16 protein-coding genes are annotated in these 18806 nt (G+C 54.6%); 8 read left to right on the top strand and 8 right to left on the bottom strand.

Annotated features, from left to right (window positions below):
- Positions 1 to 132: 132 nt before the first annotated feature.
- Positions 133 to 2415: an AAA family ATPase gene (locus JWU58_RS09715; RefSeq protein ID WP_206421834.1), complete on the top strand. Its 2283-nt coding sequence runs from the start codon at positions 133 to 135 to the stop codon at positions 2413 to 2415.
- A 54-nt stretch (positions 2416 to 2469) separates the two neighbouring features.
- Here the strand turns inward: JWU58_RS09715 and JWU58_RS09710 are convergent, their stop codons facing one another.
- Positions 2470 to 3480, bottom strand: coding sequence for a phage portal protein (locus tag JWU58_RS09710; RefSeq protein WP_241196170.1), 1011 nt, complete (start codon positions 3478 to 3480; stop codon positions 2470 to 2472).
- Between the two features lie 185 nt (positions 3481 to 3665).
- Here JWU58_RS09710 and JWU58_RS09705 point away from each other — a divergent pair, with 185 nt between their 5' ends.
- From JWU58_RS09705 to JWU58_RS09690, 4 genes are all read left to right on the top strand, one after another.
- Positions 3666 to 4838, top strand: coding sequence for a polymorphic toxin type 44 domain-containing protein (locus JWU58_RS09705; RefSeq protein ID WP_206421832.1), 1173 nt, complete (start codon positions 3666 to 3668; stop codon positions 4836 to 4838).
- A complete protein-coding gene (locus tag JWU58_RS09700) occupies positions 4825 to 5244 on the top strand; it encodes a hypothetical protein (RefSeq protein ID WP_016775446.1) in 420 nt (139 codons plus the stop codon). Before JWU58_RS09705 ends, JWU58_RS09700 begins: the two co-directional genes overlap by 14 nt.
- A 434-nt stretch (positions 5245 to 5678) precedes the next feature.
- Positions 5679 to 6689 carry a tRNA dihydrouridine(20/20a) synthase DusA gene (gene dusA, locus JWU58_RS09695; RefSeq protein WP_206422171.1) on the top strand — a complete coding sequence of 337 codons (1011 nt, stop codon included), beginning with the start codon at positions 5679 to 5681 and terminating at the stop codon, positions 6687 to 6689.
- Positions 6690 to 6764: 75 nt separating this feature from the next.
- The gene (locus JWU58_RS09690; RefSeq protein ID WP_122612699.1) at positions 6765 to 7136 is read left to right on the top strand and encodes a DUF2388 domain-containing protein; all 372 of its coding nucleotides are present in this window, start codon (positions 6765 to 6767) and stop codon (positions 7134 to 7136) included.
- On the opposite strand, the gene JWU58_RS09685 is transcribed toward JWU58_RS09690, so the two are convergent.
- Complete coding sequence (locus JWU58_RS09685; protein WP_056791442.1) at positions 7137 to 7970, bottom strand: undecaprenyl-diphosphate phosphatase; 834 nt, start codon at positions 7968 to 7970, stop codon at positions 7137 to 7139. It abuts the gene before it with no gap.
- A 571-nt stretch (positions 7971 to 8541) separates the two neighbouring features.
- Between JWU58_RS09685 and JWU58_RS09680 the strand changes: the two genes are divergently transcribed.
- The 3 genes from JWU58_RS09680 to JWU58_RS09670 all read left to right on the top strand — a co-directional run bounded on the left by JWU58_RS09680 (position 8542) and on the right by JWU58_RS09670 (position 12005).
- A complete protein-coding gene (locus JWU58_RS09680) occupies positions 8542 to 9282 on the top strand; it encodes a winged helix-turn-helix domain-containing protein (RefSeq protein WP_123442007.1) in 741 nt (246 codons plus the stop codon).
- Positions 9283 to 9559: 277 nt separating this feature from the next.
- Complete coding sequence (locus tag JWU58_RS09675) at positions 9560 to 10219, top strand: winged helix-turn-helix domain-containing protein (RefSeq protein WP_206421831.1); 660 nt, start codon at positions 9560 to 9562, stop codon at positions 10217 to 10219.
- Between the two features lie 391 nt (positions 10220 to 10610).
- Positions 10611 to 12005: an undecaprenyl-phosphate glucose phosphotransferase gene (locus JWU58_RS09670; protein WP_122612703.1), complete on the top strand. Its 1395-nt coding sequence runs from the start codon at positions 10611 to 10613 to the stop codon at positions 12003 to 12005.
- A gap of 456 nt (positions 12006 to 12461) precedes the next feature.
- On the opposite strand, the gene JWU58_RS09665 is transcribed toward JWU58_RS09670, so the two are convergent.
- The 6 genes from JWU58_RS09665 to galE all read right to left on the bottom strand — a co-directional run bounded on the left by JWU58_RS09665 (position 12462) and on the right by galE (position 18663).
- Positions 12462 to 14540, bottom strand: a complete 2079-nt coding sequence (locus JWU58_RS09665) for a YjbH domain-containing protein (RefSeq protein WP_024013608.1) — start codon at positions 14538 to 14540, stop codon at positions 12462 to 12464.
- A complete protein-coding gene (locus JWU58_RS09660; protein ID WP_125927268.1) occupies positions 14537 to 15298 on the bottom strand; it encodes a capsule biosynthesis GfcC family protein in 762 nt (253 codons plus the stop codon). Before JWU58_RS09660 ends, JWU58_RS09665 begins: the two co-directional genes overlap by 4 nt.
- The gene (locus JWU58_RS09655) at positions 15295 to 15960 is read right to left on the bottom strand and encodes a YjbF family lipoprotein (RefSeq protein ID WP_039760706.1); all 666 of its coding nucleotides are present in this window, start codon (positions 15958 to 15960) and stop codon (positions 15295 to 15297) included. Before JWU58_RS09655 ends, JWU58_RS09660 begins: the two co-directional genes overlap by 4 nt.
- A gap of 12 nt (positions 15961 to 15972) precedes the next feature.
- A complete protein-coding gene (locus tag JWU58_RS09650; protein WP_206421830.1) occupies positions 15973 to 17088 on the bottom strand; it encodes a polysaccharide biosynthesis/export family protein in 1116 nt (371 codons plus the stop codon).
- 91 nt (positions 17089 to 17179) lie between these two features.
- Positions 17180 to 17416, bottom strand: coding sequence for a hypothetical protein (locus tag JWU58_RS09645; RefSeq protein WP_016775457.1), 237 nt, complete (start codon positions 17414 to 17416; stop codon positions 17180 to 17182).
- A 230-nt stretch (positions 17417 to 17646) separates the two neighbouring features.
- Positions 17647 to 18663, bottom strand: coding sequence for a UDP-glucose 4-epimerase GalE (gene galE, locus JWU58_RS09640; RefSeq protein WP_016775458.1), 1017 nt, complete (start codon positions 18661 to 18663; stop codon positions 17647 to 17649).
- Between the last annotated feature and the right edge of the window lie 143 nt (positions 18664 to 18806).

The raw sequence follows: 18806 nt of genomic DNA, 5'->3' as shown, positions 1-18806 counted from the left end.
AGCGACAGAAGTGCTATAACGTATAGGTGAGGATTATCTAAAGCGAAAGCTGAAGAACATATTTTGCTGAATCGCTTCAACTAAAGCCGAACGTAGCCAACATCACACAACCACAAAAGAAAGGGATGTCCAATGATTACGTCAATAGCAAAACTTGAAAACTTTGGAATATTTGGTAGCTATGCGAAACCAGCCACCCTTGAAGACTTTACCCAGTACAACCTAATCTATGGTTGGAATGGTAGTGGGAAGTCAACACTCTCGAAGATATTTGAATGCATAGCGAAAGGACAAATCATAGAGGATTTCCCAGAAGGAATACTGACCATAAATACAGCCTCAGGCATTATAAACAATCGCAATTTAGCATCCAGACCTATTGATCTTTGCGTATTCAACTCAAATTTCATAAAAGAAAACATCAACTGGGACAGCATCGTCAAAAGCATCCTGCTGATATCACAGGACAAAATTGAAGAAAAGAAACAACTTAAAGAAAAACAGGACAACCTGAAAGAAAAAGAAAAAGAACTTAAAGAAATGTCAGACGCGCAGAGCAATCTACTAGAAACCAATCAAAACATACTAAGCGCAATAGCAAAAAGCATTAAAAGCAGATTCCAAATACTCGACAGCTCCGACAACTACTTCGTAAGTTACAACCGCGTAAAGGTACAGACAAAAATAAGCACCCACTTAGAAGATCTAAAGATTGGCACTTATCTCTTATCCCCCGATGCATTTGAAACAAACCAGAAAGCAACATCCCCGAAATTCAAACCCGCTATAACACACTCCCTCAACAGAATCAAACACGACACCTACTCGCAACTTGCCAATCAGTTGAACTCTTTATTTAAAGAAACTGTCACATCAACCAAGATAACTCACTTACTTGAAAACCCACCTATCCAAAAATGGGTAGAACAGGGACTTCAAATACATGAAGGGTTAGCTAAGTGTGAATTCTGTGAAAACGATCTATCTTCGGAACGCTTAGAGACTCTTAACAAGCACTTTAGCGAAGCATTCAAAACCTTCAAGAACAAGCTAGAAGGCGCGCATGCGCTAATCGACACTCTAGTTCTTTATAAAGCCCCTCACGTTCCCCAGGTGGATCTTTACGAGGAATATTACGCAAATCTTCCGAAACAAGAGAAAGAGCTGGATCACATAACCGACACTATCAATGAACGACTCAAAAACTGGAAGGTCGCGCTTGATGAAAAAATTGACAACCCATTTATAGATACAGGTACTGCGATTGAGCTTCCGCCCTCTCTCTTTCATGACCATGAAGAGGTATGCGAGCAAATTGAAAAAATAGTTTCGCTACATAACGAGAAAGCAATTAACTTTCAAAATCAAATAAGCAGCGCCAAGTCATCATTAGAGCTTCACTTCCTAACCGAAGAACTGAACGACTGTGACTTTATAAAAAACCAACAGCTACATGAGTCACATAAACAACCTGTGATCGACCTGCAAAAGACAGTCAATGATATATCCGATGAGATAGTTGAGCTTGAGAAGAAGCTTAACAACGAAAGCATCGGCGCAGAAGAGTTTAATAAATCACTTCACAAGTTCCTAGGCAGAAATCAAATCTCATTGAAATTCGACAAAGTTCGCAAGGGTTATCAAATACTGAGAGCGCCAGAAAACACTCCTGCAAAAAATCTGAGCGAAGGCGAAAAAAACGCTATCGGGCTTATATACTTCCTGACAAAGCTATCGGAAAATGAAAGAGACCTATCAAAATCTGTCGTGGTTTTTGACGATCCGGTCTCTAGCTTCGACTCTAACAATCTGTTCAATGCTCATTCCTTCCTCAGGAATCACTGTCAAACTGCGCAGCAGCTCTTCATCCTTACTCACAGCTTTAACTATTTCAAACTAGTACGTGACTGGCTAGCGGGGAAAAATGACAAAAAGGATGAAAACAAGAACCCGATTATACGCGCTCGATTCTATAATATTGAGGCGTCCCCAACTGCCTTGAGAACGTCCACAATCAATAACGCGCCCAAAAGCTTGACCGGCTTCAACTCCGAGTACCACTTCCTTTACTCAACACTCAAGCAATATGTTGACCAAGAAACCCTTGCGCTCGAAACAGCATTTGCCGTTGCCAACATGTCACGAAAACTATTAGAAGCCTTTCTTACATTCAAACATCCCCACGGGCGCGGGAACTTTAGAGGACTAATGGATCAAGCCATTACAGATGAAGTCACATGTGAAAGAATCTATCGATTCATCAATAAATATTCTCACAATCAAATAATTGAATTCGACGACAGCACCGCAGACAACATAGCGTCAGAATCGGAATATATTGTTAGAGATATTTTCAAGGAGATTGAGCGTCTAGATAAAAGTCACTATGAAGGGATGACAAAAGCCTTAGCTTGAGTCTGGATACGGTTGCGGCCTCGCAGCCGCAGCCGTTTTAGTCCGCGAGCTAAATCAGATTCCTATTCCTATTTCATATTTTTCAAACTTGATTACCTCCTCGCCTATCCAATTATTCAACTGCGTCATCCTCGCCTGAATGGGCTCCAGCTCATTAGCTGCATAAATCTGCGCAGCCTCCCGAATCGACCCGAACCCACCCGCGTTTTGCGGCACAATCCCCGTCAACTGCGGCGGAATACGCAAGCTCGCTAACACATCATCCCGCGTCTGATTCTTGATCGAGTTGAACTCATCCTTCGCCGCCACCTCACTCACGGGGATCAGTTGAATCCCGTCCTTCTTGCCGGTCGGTGAGTAGACAAACAGATTCCGAAAATTCCCCGGCCCTTTCGACTCCTTCAACGCCTTCCGCAACGCATCAATATCAGCCTCGGTCTGCGCCGCATCCGTCATGTAAAGGATGAACCCGGCATGACTGCCGTTCTCGTAATACTTGCGCCGAAAGAGCGTCGCCGACTCGTTCAGCAACGCCGACTGCAAAGCACTGATCCACTCCGGCAGCCCATAAATCTCCTGATGCAGATCCGCCTCGCGCAAATGAAAAATGCTATCCGGCTCAAACGCATGCTCATCCTTCCATCCACGTACCTGGTAAAACTGGCCGTCCGGCCCCGCGCGCATGTACTTGGCCAACGGCGTCTCCAGCTTCCGAACTCCACCCAACCTCGAACGCCGGCCTTCCAGATAACCATTGCCCAGGCAAAGGAAGTCCAACGCAAACTGCTCAAACGAAGACCGCGACAACAGCGGATGCGGGATAAACGTCTTGCTCAACAGGTTGCGCTTGAACATCAACCCGGAATGCAAATGCACGCTCGCCCCAACCGACCGGGCCAGCCCGTCCAGCGACAGCGGCGGCTCATACCACCGCCCGTTGAACCAGCACTCCAGATAGTCGAAAACCTCACGACGACCCAGCACCGGCGTCGGCTCGCCGAAGGAAAACACCTGCGTCCCGGCGCCGGTGGCGGGTGTGGTCGCTGGCAACGTCTGGTTGGCCATTTGTTCATTCATCAGTAAATCTCCATACGCCCGGTGTTGGCAGTGGTCTGCCCCTCAAGCGGTTGGTGACCTCAATCCAGTCCCACCTCTCCTCGGAGACCCTTTCGCCATTTTCCGGTAACCTTTCAGCACCCAGGCCAGTCCTGGCGTAAGTCAATGGACGATGGAAACAAGGATGATATTGAATGATTTCCTCTGCACGATTAGGCGACAAACACGTCTGCCCATTACCAGGTCACGGCACTACCCCGATCGCCTCCGCCAGCGGTGACGTAAACATCAATTTCATGGGCTCTGCTCGAGTCGGTGACTCGTGTGGTTGCGGAGCGGTGATTACAACAGGCTTCCCATCTATTCAGGTCAACGGTCGCCCAATGGCCCACTTGGGCAGTCCGACCAGTCACGGCGGCACAGTCATAACCGGATCAGGTGACGTCGGTGGCGGCTTCGTGATGGGGGACGCAGGCGGTGCAACGATCATCAATTTCATGGCGCTCGGAGCCTTCCGCCCCGACGGATCCCTGGACGATGAGAAGATGGCAACGTTGCTGGCCGACCCGAAACTCACTGAAAAAGCCAAAGCAGCAAATGCTCTGGTTGAGCCAAAGTCCGCCGCAAAGCAGCCTGATAAAAAAACCGAAGAGAAACCCGAGCCAAAAGCCGCACCCGCTGCCTGTAAAGACCCGGACATGATGGAGCAACTGGCGACTTACATCGCGGCCGAGATGAACACCAACATAAATAGCCCAGCCGTTCGCCAGATGAAGGAACTGAACAGCTACGACGCACATGCAAAAACCAAGGAATACATGGCACTGCCCTTTTACCTTCAGCTCGGTCCCAAGCCAGACTTCTATAGCTTGGCGCTGGGAATGAAGGCAAAGGCTCTGGCTATCTGGACTGAGCGGGTTGGCCAGAATCGCCCATGGGACCACAAACCGATCATCCGCAGGACTATCGGGGGCGTTTGGCACAAGCAGGGAGAGTACGATTACTTCTACGATATTTGGTCGAACATTCATTACGGCTATGTGGGCAGGGCTGGCGGCCTATCCGAAAGTGCATTACTGGATGGTGCAGGTGGCGAGCAGATCGTTTCTGACGCTTTACGAAAAGCCCAGGAGGTCGTAACGAAACCAAAAGAACAGTGGGAGCTACCCGGCCCAAACCGTTCAGGCAATGTCGACGGTTTGAGAGCGTGGGACGATGCGCCCGACCGAATATCCATCAGTATCGGCGTGAAGCTCTATCGCCAACATCCCAATGGGGGCATTACCGCCAAAATGATCATGGATCAGGTGCTTGCAGTGCCCTTCAAAGAATGGGGAAAAGGAATCAAACTACATGAATGCAAATAAAACCAGACGCCGGTATGGGCGCTGGATCCTTCTGGCGCTCATTGCTCTTCCAATCGCTGTCTGGTACCTCGGCTCCCCCGTCGTAGCGGTCAATTTTTCCCCGAACAGTGAGGGAGAATTTCACTACGTTTGGAACACCCAGGACAGGATTCATAGAGGCGATATCAAGCATGGTGGCGCAGCCGTCGAGTTCGGCTACCTATTTCCTGATGACGATTTTTTCATGATGTTTGATTGGTGGACTGATAAAGGTTTTCAGAGGTGCATCGACATCAGCCCCAAATGGGGCCGAACCATTGATATTTATCTGGATGCAACAGGCAGGATCGATATTGCTAAAACCGGCCCGGACGTTATTGCTCGAATAAAACAATGCACTGGCGAACCTGACCCTTTCCGACCATGAGTTAGCCGTGAGCTCTCATGGAACAGCAAGTAGGCCACATCGATCGTCATAGATGGGGCGGCAGCGCCCCAATCTACTCCGAGAATGTCATTCAGTCTTTCCAGCGCAACCAAGACTGGACGTAAGTGCAGCCATAGATGCACTCGAATCCTGCGTTATCGCCCGCTTGAGCGCCCGCTCATCCAGCTCTGATCCGCGCTCGTGTAGTTCGTTTCCGGGGCGCAAATCTCGCTCTCTTGGTAGACTTGCACTCCATTCCGCCTGATGTGGTGCTGCGCGGTGTAACGCACAGCTCACATTCGCCAGTTTTCGAGTCCCGACAACTGCCATAACCGAAAGTGGTACGCATTGAGTTCGAATGGGTACATCGTACCCATCAGATCCCGAAAACCCTTGAAAACGCCCAAAAACACGCCGAATACACGTTGAGTAAAATGGTACAGAATCAGAGCTTTAGCCCAGTAAAACCAAGGCCTACGCTGTCTCGGCGGTTTAGTGTCGCACCCATGATGGATTGGACGGACCGCCATTGCCGTTTCTTCCTACGTCTCCTATCGAAGAACGCCCTGCTCTACACCGAAATGGTCACCACCGGCGCTCTGCTCAACGGCGATCACGAACGTTTCCTGCGTCACAACGAAGCCGAGCACCCGCTCGCGTTGCAGCTCGGGGGTAGTGTTCCGCTCGATCTCGCCGCCTGCGCGCGCATGGCGCAGGAACATGGCTACGACGAGGTGAACCTGAACGTCGGCTGCCCGAGTGATCGTGTGCAAAACAACATGATCGGCGCGTGCCTGATGGGGCATCCGCAGTTGGTGGCCGATTGTGTGAAGGCGATGCGTGATGCGGTGTCGATTCCGGTGACGGTGAAGCACCGGATCGGCATTAACGGGCGCGACAGTTATGCCGAGCTGTGCGATTTCGTCGGCACTGTTCGGGATGCCGGATGCACGAGTTTTACCGTGCATGCGCGGATTGCGATCCTCGAGGGGTTGTCGCCGAAGGAGAATCGCGACATTCCGCCGTTGCGCTATGACGTCGCGGCGCAGTTGAAGGCGGATTTTCCGGAGCTGGAGATTGTGCTGAACGGCGGGATCAAGACCATGGAGGCCTGCCATGAGCATCTGCAGACGTTCGACGGCGTGATGTTGGGGCGTGAGGCTTATCACAATCCGTATTTGCTGGCGGAGGTGGATCAGCAGTTATTTGGCAGTTCGGCGCCGGTGATCAGTCGGGCTGAGGCGTTGGCGCAGTTGCGGCCTTATATCGCCGAGCATTTGCTGGCCGGTGGTGCGATGCATCACATCACTCGGCATGTGCTGGGCCTGGGCACAGGGTTCCCCGGGGCGCGCAAGTTTCGTCAGTTGTTGTCGGTGGATATTCACAAGGCCAAGGATCCGCTGGCGTTGCTGGATCAGGCGGCTGAGTTGCTTGAAGGGCGTTGATTGATGGTTTGAGTGTGCGGGCGGCGCATGAGCGTTGCCCGCTGTTTTGTTGTACTGACAGGATGTCTTTTGTTTATGCCCGCGTTTACTTTTTCAGGTTTCAAGCGTTTCACCCTCCTCGCTTTGTTCAGCTTCACTTCCAACGTTTATGCGCACTGCGATGGCTTTTGCATGGGCCGTACCGATACGCCGTGGGAGGTGACGCAGCTTTCCGGCTTCACTTTGGTGTCTTTAATCCTCGCACCTATTTCGTCTAGCCAGGAAACGACCGACAGTCACAAGCGTGTTTACTCTGCCGAGGAGCAAGAAGACGCGCGACTCTATCTGGCCAGCGACGGCATGCTGCAAGCCGCGTATTTCACCTCGGCCTTGCAGCGCTTTCGTCAGGAGTCGTCGGATTCGACGTTAAACGATCTCGCCGTGGCGGCGTTGATCAGCGCGCAGTGATCAGGCGGCGGCTGCGGCGGTCCAGTTGACCCAACCAAACAGCCACGTTGCCAGAATCAACAAACCAAACGCGATCCGGTACCACGCGAACGCGGCATAGCTGTGGTTGGCGATAAATTTCAGCAGGCCACGCACGGCGATCATGGCGAAGATGAACGCGGTGACGAAGCCGAGGGCGAAGACTGGCAGGTCGTTGGGTTGGAACAGGTCGCGGTATTTGTAGCCGGAATAAACGGCGGCACCAACCATGGTCGGCATGGCGAGGAAGAACGAGAACTCGGTGGCGGCTTTGCGCGAAAGGCCGAAGAGCAGCCCGCCGATGATGGTCGAGCCGGAGCGCGAGGTGCCGGGAATCATCGCCAGGCATTGTACGAAACCGACCTTCAACGCGTGAGACCAGCGCATATCGTCGACATGTTCGACGCTTACTACATGACTGCGCTGTTCGGCCCACAACATGACGATGCCGCCGACAACGAGGGCCACCGCAACAGTGATCGGGTTGAACAGGTATTCATGAATCGCGTCGGCGAATAACACGCCGAGGATAACGGCCGGGAAAAACGCGATCAGCAGATTAAGGGTGAAACGTTGCGCGTTGCGCTCGGTGGGCAGGCCTTTGACGATTTCGAAGATCTTCGGACGAAATTCCCAAACCACAGCAAGAATGGCCCCCAGTTGAATAATGATGTTGAACGCCATGGCGCGTTCGCCGCCAAACTCGAGCAGGTCGGCGACAATAATCTGGTGGCCGGTACTTGAAATGGGCAAGAATTCGGTCAGGCCTTCAACCGCGCCCAATATCAATACCTGGAAAAGGGTCCAGAAATCCATTAATCCTCCGTCAGAGCACTCAGGGTGAGCGACCAGTCAATAACACTCAGGGGTTGAGTATCTGAGTTACACAATTGGCGCATATGAAGATCCAAAGATCGCAGCCTTCGGCAGCTCCTACATTTGGAATGCATTTCCATGTAGGAGCTGCCGAAGGCTGCGATCTTTTGATTTCGAAGAATAGGTCTAACGGACTGCCACACTCAAGTCATGTTAGTAATCGTCGGCCGACGAACTAAACGGAAAAAATTTACATCTATTACTACAAATATTTCAGTTCAGATATGAAGTGTGATCAACCTCACACATTGTTGACATGGCCAATCAATGGCAAAAGGACATAGACAAAGCCATCGCCACAAGCTCAAAATAGTGGCACCATTGCATATAGCCATCACTTACGCATTAGTTCACAAGCCCGAGAAAATCAACTAAAAGCCTGAAAAGCTTAGTTATTGTTAGAAAACTCGGGAGACACGTCTAAAATCCGCACAAATGTTACCAATTGTCAGTCACAGATGAGAACCGGTGCTTTAACATCCCGATGTCAGCACCTAATTCGAGTCAACGCATGATGCTCTCAGGGAACTTGGCGACGAGAAGTCCGCGCCCGACAAATGATGAATCCGGTGTTCTTGCGCTGGGTCGTACACTGGGTGTGGCTGATCATTTGAGATCGCTGATCGCAAAGCACGTGCAACCCGATATGACCCTGGAAACAGGTGCTTTCACTAGTTCATATAAACAGCACGGCTACATAGGTTCCTATCGCGCCATTTTCGTCATCATCGATAGTCCACAAGCCATCGAAGAAAATCTGGCCCTGGTGCAGACCCTGCGCGATGACAACTTGAAGCCACTTATTTGCGCTGTCGTTACCGGCCGCGGTGCCGTCAACAAGATCAAATATTTCCTCGCCGGGGCGGATGCCTGTATCAAGCTCAACACATTGAGCGATGACAGCGAAGACTTGCTCGCGGAGTTCTTCAACAGCGAAGACTGGCAACGAGATATCAATCTCACGCTTGATCCGACGCGGATCTGCCTGATGGACAGTCGGCGCAAACTGGATATCTCTTTCGCCGAAATGAAGATCCTCGAGGCCTTTGCGCACACCGGCAATCACATTCTGAGTCATGATGAAATCGCCAGCATCATGGGCCTCAACACCAATTTCTACGACCCTCGGGCACTGGAAAAATCAATCAGTCGCTTGCGTGGAAAAATCAAGGACATGTATGGTACAAACGCGATTCAGAGCATCCGCGGCTACGGCTATCGCCTGATGCGGGGCCTGATATCGACTGCCTGAGTCTCGGGCAGTCTTCCCTTTTGCATACGTACGAAGGATCGTCTGATGCAGCCATATCGTTTCAATTGCGCCTCATACTTATTAAAACTCAAGCACTTGAATGAGCACGGCATCACGCCACATAACAATAAAACTCCATAACATAGCAGCAGATCGAGTGGAATTTATCGATGGCCATTTTCGGCCAGAACCCTGCCTACGATTACTTCCGAGGAAGTCATTGCTCGCCTGCCGATTTATCTTTTAGCCAATTTTGGTGTGTATTTAGGAGAGAGACATGGAAACGAGTACAACCCTCCCCAGAAAATATTTTGTTGTTGTGACGCACAGCACAACGTCGCAACGTGAACTGGAAAGCATCTTGTCCAGTGAGCGTTTCAATTCGTTTGGCACGTCGCAGGCACAAATGTTTGTTGAAGGTGTTGCTTCGCCCTCTTCCGCCCCGATGGTCATGGAGTTCAGTTACCCAAACCTCAGCCGAAAGAATGTTGCGCGCAGTATCGAACATGATACTCAACGCATACTGGCCACTCTTGAAAATGAATGGCGAGCCGCGCAAACAGACAATCCGTTTCAAAGCTTCCCGACCCGCAGTGCAGAACGCGCTCATATCTCCAATGTCAGCGAGAGCACTGAGCCTTGCAGCAATACCTGGCATCTCGACGATGAACAAGGCGTGCTGCTCAAGGACAATGTTGCGATCAGCCTGACTGGTTTGGAAACCGCTCTGGTCAGGAAAATGCTGAGCCATGAAGAGCGCGTGGTCAGTCGTGATGACCTGATCATCAGCATTGGTCGGGAACCCGAGCAATACCGTGGCCTGGAAATGTGCCTGAGCCGATTGCAGGACAAGTTCAAGAGTGCGAGTAATGGCGAGCGATTGTTCCGAGCCGTAAGAAATCGCGGATATTGCCTGATCCAGGAAGTCGTTGCGTAACCGAAGACGACCTTCAAATCGAGACAAACAGATATAAAGTGCGACTACAACAACAAGAAGAGCACTCTGTTTGGGTTCACCCTCCCTGATTCGATAAAAGCTTCCCTGCCTCCACCCTTCAACAGTAACAAATACACCCTCGCTTTTTCATCCCCCGCTCTACGACCTTTTCTAACAGCCATCTATTTAAATATTAAAAAGTTGGCATTGTGCCATCTTGTTAGAACTCGTCAGACACCATTCCCGACAATAACTTAGTCTATTGGCTGACGACAGTTCGGCTCTCGATGTTGTTACCTCAAGACACTCGCTAAAACAAAAACAATAAGTCTGCATAACAACTCGGCTTTCAACTGTTGAAACCTGAATGGACGTCTTTTGGGGATATCGTATGGATCTTTCTCTCAGTATTAATCGAAGCACGGGCCTCAAGGGACTGACCTTTTGGGGCCAATGGGCGCTGGCACAGGCTTTCGTTGTGACGCTGCTGTTCATCCTCGCTGAACAGCACACCGGCACCGTCGCGTTCTACTACCGAATGTGCGCCACCCTCGCCGTCCTGGCCTCGGTGCCGGCTTACACATTCAGCGGCGTTTATCGCAAACGCGACAACTACCTGACCGGCCTCGGCCGCTTGTTCATGGGCTGGTCAATGACCATGGCCGCGCTGGCGTGCATCGCGTTTGTCTGCCAGGCCGATGAGCTGTTTTCCCGTCAGGTGATTCTCAGCTGGGCGGTGTATGGCTTCCTCGGTCAGGCGTTCCTCTACGCGCCGCTGCATGCGTTTTCCAAGTACTACCAGCGTTCGCGTAAAAGCGAACACCGCACGCTGATTGTCGGCACCGGCGAACTGGCGTTGGGCCTGGCGAAAAAGCTCAGCCAACTGGAAAACCTGCCGCTGATCGGTCTGGTCAGCAACGGTGACAAACCGGTCCTCGCTTCCGACGCACCGCGTGTCGTTGGCGCTCAGGACGAGTTGCTTGAGCTGATCGAAGCCCACGACATTCGCCGCCTCTACATTACTCTGCCGCTGTGCGAAGCCGCGAAAATCGAAGCGATGTATGTCGACTTACTCGGGGCTAACGTCGATGTGGTGTGGGTGCCGGACTTAAACAGCCTGACCCTGCTCAACCACTCCGTGAAAGTCGTGGACGGCCTACCGGCGATTTACCTGAACGAAAGCCCGCTGACCAGCCGCCCGACCGCTGCCCTGAGCAAGAGTCTGGTTGAGAAAACCGTGGCATTCCTGGCAATCATCGCCCTCAGTCCGCTGCTGTTGATCATCGCTCTGGCGGTAAAACTCAACTCGCCCGGCCCGGTATTTTTCAAGCAGGACCGCCATGGCTGGAACGGCAAGGTGATCAAGGTCTGGAAATTCCGCTCGATGCGTGTCCACGATGACCGCGAAGTGAAACAGGCCAGCCGCAATGACTCGCGCATTACCGCAGTAGGCCGTTTTATTCGCCGCACTTCGCTGGACGAGTTGCCGCAACTGTTCAACGTGTTGCAGGGGCACATGGCGCTGGTGGGGCCACGGCCGCATGCGGTGGCGCACAACAATTACTACTCGGGCAAGATCCTCGCTTACATGGCGCGTCACCGAATCAAACCGGGGATCACTGGCCTGGCGCAGATCAGCGGCTGCCGCGGTGAGACCGACACCATCGACAAGATGCAAAAGCGTGTCGAGATCGACCTGCAGTACATCAACAGCTGGTCGTTGTGGCTGGATCTGAAGATCCTCGTGAAGACGCCGTTTACGTTGTTGTCGAAGGATATTTACTGAGGCTTAGCGCTGCAGATCACAAGGGGACGAAAGTCCCCTTTTTTGTGGGCGGGATTTGGGTAACCGGTATCGACTACAGGTGCGCCCCCGTGGGAGCGAGCCTGCTCGCGAAAGCGGTGTGTCAGGCGATGGAGATGCTGGATGTGCCGGACCATTCGCGAGCAGGCTCGCTCCCACAGGGATTCGGGTGATGACCAGGATGTGTGGCGTGACGCCGATCAAGTGTAGGAGTGAGCCTGCTCGCGAAAGCGGTGTGTCAGGCGATGGCGATGTTGGATGTGCCGGCGCCTTCGCGAGCAGGCTCGCTCCCACAGGGATCAGGGTTAGGGTCGAAAACTGTGCTGTAACACAACCCCCTGTAGGAGTGAGCCTGCTCGCGAAAGCGTTGTGTCAGGCACTGGAGATGTTGGATGTGCCGGACCATTCGCGAGCAGGCTCGCTCCCACAGACCAGCGCTTACTCGGTAATCTTCTCGAAGTTGCGATAGAACATGTCCCCTTCCCGGCTATCCGTCATCGAGTGCAGTTGATAGCTGCGGCTCAGTCTGGCGCCGCCATCTCGGGTCAGTGGCGCCCAGACCAAATTGGCGCGGCGCATGGTCGACATGCTCATCATTTCGTCGAACGGGATCGACAGGTACAGGCCCTTGTCGAAACTACCTTCGCCATATTCCGCGCTGCTGGCCGTGGTGATGGTTGCCCAGGCACCGACGCGCACGCCGTTAAAAAACTCGCGCGAGATGTCCACGGTGGTGCCCCAGTCTCCGGCCAGATAGCGACCAACACTGACCGCCGCCAGCGTGTCGAACGGCAGGTCGGTATAGCCGGTGATATGCCCGGTCACTACCGAGTAATCGCGCAAGGCAAAGCCCTGATCGAAATCACGCTGGCGCACCCAGTTCAGATCCGCGCCCAGCGACCAGCGTTCGCCGGTCGGGCGGAACAACACTTCCGCGCCAACGCCGGCAAACATCGATTCCAGATAGCCGCCGTACACCATGCCGTACAGATCCTTGTCCAACTGCTCGGCATGGCTGAGCTGGAACAACGGCATGGTCGTGTTTGAGGTGGTCAGGTACTGGCGCAAATCCGTGCGCACGCGGGGCAAACCGCTCGGTGCGTCGTAGACGAATTTGTCGAAGTTGTTGACCAGGTTGGCGCTGAGCAAACCGCTCCACCAGGTGTTGCGGTTGAAGCGATATTCCGCGTCCGCATCAGCACTGAATTGATAGAGCAAACCATCCGGGCCGCCGACGTTTTGCTTGAAGCCCAGACCCACGCCATAGCTGAAATGCTGCGGCGCTTCGGTGTAGAGGGTTTTCTCGTTGTGCGGCATCGCCGGGTTGATTTCGGTGGTGCGGTGCAGCGCCTCCAACGGTTCTTCGTTGTTGATCACTTCGCGGAAGGTCTGGCGCGGCAGGCTGGTTTCTTCCAGCGGCAAGTCATAGCGCTTGTTGACCACGGTGAACCAGTCGATGTCGTCGTTGACGCTGTTGTCGAGAATCCGGCTCGCGCGGCCAACGGCTTTGGACGAATGGAAATAACGCTGCTGCTCGCCATAGACGATCAGTTCGGAATCGCGCTGGCTGATGCGCTCGACCTTGTACCCGGCATTCTGCTGCAAACGCCGCGACACATCGGCCCAGTTGACCTGCTCCATCGAGGTCGTCGGCGCCTTCGCCGGCAGCGGTTCGGGGGTCGGGTCGTAGGTTTTGGCCGGCGCCTTGCGGCTGACGAAATTGGTGTGAAAGGTCACGCCGAACATCGCCGTATTGCCCCGTTCCCACGCGGCGCTCAGGTCGATCGAATCGGTCACCTTGAACACCGCGCCGAGGTTGATCGGCGAGTCCTGTTTGATCTCGTTGTCCTTCGGCTCGTTCTTGTAGTCGTTGCCTTCGAATTCCAGCTTCAGGCTCAGCCGATCCCACGGCGTCTGGTAGCTCACGCCACCGAACAGAGAAGGCTTGCCACGAAAGTACGCGCCGGAGTTGACGTCGCCGGTGCCTTCCAGCGCCGGGCGCGTATCGAAGCGATTGCTGACGTAGCCCAGCGGGTTGTCGAAGTCGCCGCGATTACCGATGTAGCCCCAGGCAATGCCGGCGCTGAAGTCGAAATTGTCGAAGCGCTTGTTGGCGACGAAGAATTCGCTGGAGAACAAACCGGTACCACCGATATCTCGAAAGCCCAGCGCCACTTCCGGCGCCCAGTGGCTTTCCTGCCACAGGCGTACTTTGGCGTCGACCGCCTTGTCCTTGTAGCTTTGACTGCCGCTGAGGGCCTCCGAGCCGTACGGCCGGTTGGTGATCGCGGTGTAGCGGAACGAACCTTCGAGCCAGTCCAGCGGTTGCAACGACACGCTGTAGCGGCTGTAGGGATCGGTGCGGTTGGCGTTGACGCTCAGCTCGCCGGCCGGGGCCATGCGCGCCGTCGGCGTCTGCAACAGACCGGCGCCACCGAAGTCATTCTGGGTGATGCGCGGCTCGGCGTGGGCCAGACCGCAGGGCAATAACAACACAGCTGCAAAACGTAACTTCAACGAACCACCTCGGCCAGCTGCGTGGCAATGAATTCGGCCAACTGCTGATTCAGTTCAGGAAGAGGCGGATCTAGATCATCATTTTTTATCGGCACCAGAATCCTGCTGCCGGCCACCGGAAACTGCCCGGACTCGCGATTCCAATGCGCGATGCCGACGCGCCGCGACACGCCGTTGGGCTGGATCAGCCACAGGTAATCGGCCTCGGCATCGTCGAGAATCGAGCAGCCTTCCAGGTATTCGCGCGCCTCCTGCAATGGCTGGTACGGCAAGTGACATGGCTCGGTGACCGCGCCCAACACTTGCACTTCATCAACCCGTTTCGGGTAGATCAGCCGATCGCCGTCATCCAGGCGAATGTTGCGCGCGAAGCCGACTTCCACCGCCACCGGATCAAGGTCAGCGATCTGCCGTCCGGTCACCGGCATCTGTCGAACCTCTTCGGCAATGCGCTGTGCCAGTGCCGCGCGGCTTGGCCGATCAAACAGCGTCGCCATGCGTTGCAGGACCTCGAGATCGAACAACACGCCGACCTTGAGCCGCGTCTGCTCCTCGACCAGCGACTGGCGCAACAAGCCGCCCGCCAGCCAATAGCCTTCGGCATTGGGCACGGCTTCGCTGATCACATCGAACAGGCGTCCACCCGGCGGCAACGCGATCGGACCGGGATTGGCGACGTCGCCGGACACAGTGACGGCGGCCTGACTCGCCCCTGCGATCAGCAGAAGACCCGCCGCGATTAGGCTTAAGCGCTTCACGGCAGATGCCTGCGGTCAGGAGTCAATTGCACCAGCTTCACGCGCAGTTGCGAGGTCAGTTGTTGCTCGCTTTGCAGGATGAAACCGTCGCGCGGGTCGACCCAGTAACGGTTGGTCGCACTGAGGCCGATGGCTGGCGCGTCGATCTGTTCATCGACGCGCAGCACCGAGTAAGCCTTGTCGAGAATCTCCAGGGTCTCGGTGGAACGGCGCGAAAAGCGGCTGTTGACGATCACGCCGACTTCCTGGCCCTTGTACAGATCAATCCAGCGCCGTGTGGTGAAACCGTCGGCGACGTGATGCAGGCCTTGCTTGAACGGCGAGTCATCAGCCAGCCGCGTGCCATCCAGATCACCTTGCAGGCCGAGGCCGATACTGCGCACGGCGAGGCCATCGCGCAGCAGCAACACCTGCTTGCCGGAGGCGACCCAGAATTGCAGGTCTTCGCGCTCGCGCACCAGCGCCAGTACACCTGAGCCGGATGGCGTGGTCAGTTTCAGTTGCGGGTAGTTGACCCCGGCGACTTCGGCCGCTGTCACATCAACCTCGTCGGGGCCGACGACGGCGGCTTTGAGGTTGTTCAGCGATGCGCTCATCAGCGGGTTACAGCCGCACAGCAACGAGGCCGCCATCAGGCAGACGCCCACTTTCAATAGGTTCACAGTCGGGCGGCCTTATTTGCTGTTGTTGCTGTATTCGCTCCAGTTCTTCGCTGCCGAAGCCCCGGTGCCGACAATCGACGCCGACGGCACCAACTGGCTGATGAAACGGTTCCAGCGCGTAACGTTGGCCGGGCCGACGTAGACGACATCCTGCGGCCGCACCTGAAAGTGCGAGGCCAGCGCCATGGCGGTCGGCGATTCGGCTTCGAGCTGATAGATCTTCGCCGGCTCGACGTCGAGGTTTTCCACACCGCGAATGACATAGACCGCGTTGCCGTTGGAGCTGGTCTGACTCAGGCCACCGACCGAACCGAGCACGTCGGAAAGATTCATGGTCGCAGTCTTGAAGCTCAGCGCGCGCGGCTGGTTGACCTCGCCCATGACGTAGATGCGCTTGTTGTCGTTGTATGGCAGATACAGCTGATCGCCGCCCTTGAGGTAGACGTTCTGCAGTTCGGAATCCTGCTGATTGAGCGAGTCGAGATTGAGCGGATACACCCGCCCGTTGCGCGTCAGCAGCAGGCCCGACAAGTCGGCGTTATTAGTGTCGATGCCAGCGGAACCGAGGGCTTCGACCACACTCAGCGGATTGGTCGAAATCGCTTGCGGGCCGGCCTTCGTCACGGCGCCGGTGACCACGACTTTCTGGCTGGCGAAGCGCAGCACCGCGACGTCGACCTGCGGCTCGGCGATGAACGCCGACAAGCGCTGTTCGATGACAGCGCGCAGTTGCTGGATAGTCCGGCCGGCGGCCTGGACTTCCTTGATGAACGGGTAATACAGCGTGCCATCGGAGCGCACCAGACGGCCGTTGGCATCGATCTGTTGTTGCGCGCCGGAGGGGGCGGTCAGCTCCGGATGATCCCAGACGGTGATGTACAGCACGTCATTGTTGCCGATGCGATATTCCGCCGGCGTCACCAGCAGCTCCGCCGGCAGCGACTCACGCTTCTGGGTGGCGCGGTTCATGGCGATCAACTTCGGTGTGATCGGAATCAGCTCGACCCGACTGCTTTCGCTGGCACCCTGGCGGGTGATATCGCTGGTGCTCAGGTACTGGCCGGGGGAAAACATGCAACCTTGCAAAGCGAGACTTGCCAACATTAAAAGATAAACACTACGAGTCATAATGGCACTACGCTATTCAAGGGCGAATCCAAAAAACAAAGTCACCCGACTTGCGTCGGGCGACTCTGTACTGCACTAACAAATGTTCCTGTTAGTTATGCGTGCCGGTTGTACCGGTGGTACCCGTCGTACCGGTGGTACCGCCGTTGGCACTGCCACCGCTGTTGGACGCCGCTACAGCACTGGCAACCATTGCAGTACTGGCCGCGGGCGCTTGCGAAGCCGCCACACTGCCACCTACATTGGTTACCGCTGTCAACGGCGCTTCAGCGGCGGCAGCCCAGTTGCTCAACATCGTCAACAGGGCAACTGCCATCACTTTTTTCATAACAACTCCTTTCTAACATTCGAACTGTTAAAAAACAGATCTGTGTCAGAGCTGGTAGCTTTCAAGTCCGCAAAGAGCGCGAACAAGATCCGTTGTTCTTTCACAGTCCTGTGCAACTGTTAAAGTCGAACGGCAGGTTTATATCTACGGATTTGCAAATGGCATTGCCAGTGTAATTTCCCGACGTTATCTAACAACCTGACTGAAACTAACATCGGACTAAATGGCCATCATCGCGAATAACCATTGGGATGATTCGATTGCCAGCGCCAAGTGTCGGCAACCATGTCCTGCAAGTTGCGCGTGGCTTTCCAGCCGAGTTCTTTCGCCGCTTTCGAAGCATCGGCAAAACTCTCGGCGATATCACCGGCGCGGCGCGGCATCATCCGGTACGGCACCGGCCGCCCGCAGGCCTGTTCGAAGGCATGCAGCACTTGCAGCACGCTGTAGCCATCGCCGGTGCCGAGGTTCCAGGTGTGAATGCCGGTGCGCTCGCTGATCGACTGCAACGCTTTCAAATGCCCGTCCGCCAGATCGACGACATGAATGTAATCGCGCACGCCGGTGCCATCGGCGGTCGGGTAATCGTTACCGAAGATCGACAGCTCGCGCAGGCTGCCGACGGCAACCTGGCTGATATACGGCACCAGATTGTTCGGAATGCCGTTGGGGTCTTCGCCCATGTGCCCACTGGCGTGGGCGCCGATCGGGTTGAAATAGCGCAGCAGCGCGATGCTCCAGCGCGGCTCGGCGAGGCTTAGGTCGCGCAGCACGTTCTCGACGATCAGCTTGGACTGGCCGTAGGGATTGGTCGGATTGCCCGTCGGAAAATCCTCGCGAATCGGCATCTCTTCAGGCTCGCCGTACACCGTCGCCGAGGAACTGAACACCAGGCGGAACACCCCCGCCGCTGCCATCGCCTGACACAGAGTGATGCTGCCGCCGACGTTGGTTTCGTAGTATTCGAGCGGCTTGCGCACACTCTCGCCCACGGCTTTGAGCCCGGCGAAATGCAGCACGGCGTCGATCTGATGCTCGCGGAAAATCCGGTCGAGCAGCGGCCGATCGCAGACATCGCCGCGAATCATCCATGCACTTTTGCCGCAAATGGCTTCAACGGCGTGAAGTGCTGCGTCGCTGCTGTTACAAAGATTATCCAGAACGACAACTTCATAACCTGCCTCAAGCAATGCAAGTGTGGTATGCGAGCCGATATAGCCGGCACCACCCGTTACCAGAATCTTCATAGCGCGGTCCGTCATTGAATAAATACCCGGTAGCGTGTCAAGCCATGCCTGGTGGATATGCGGAGCAATTCACACAAACAGGGCGACAACAACCTCAAACAAATTTAGTTCAACCACTGGCAATAATTATTTTTGCCGGTCAA

This window comes from Pseudomonas atacamensis, from assembly GCF_017167965.1.
Taxonomy (GTDB): domain Bacteria; phylum Pseudomonadota; class Gammaproteobacteria; order Pseudomonadales; family Pseudomonadaceae; genus Aquipseudomonas; species Aquipseudomonas atacamensis.
Note: the sequence above shows the minus strand (reverse complement) of the source record. Positions and strands in the feature narration are given on the sequence as shown.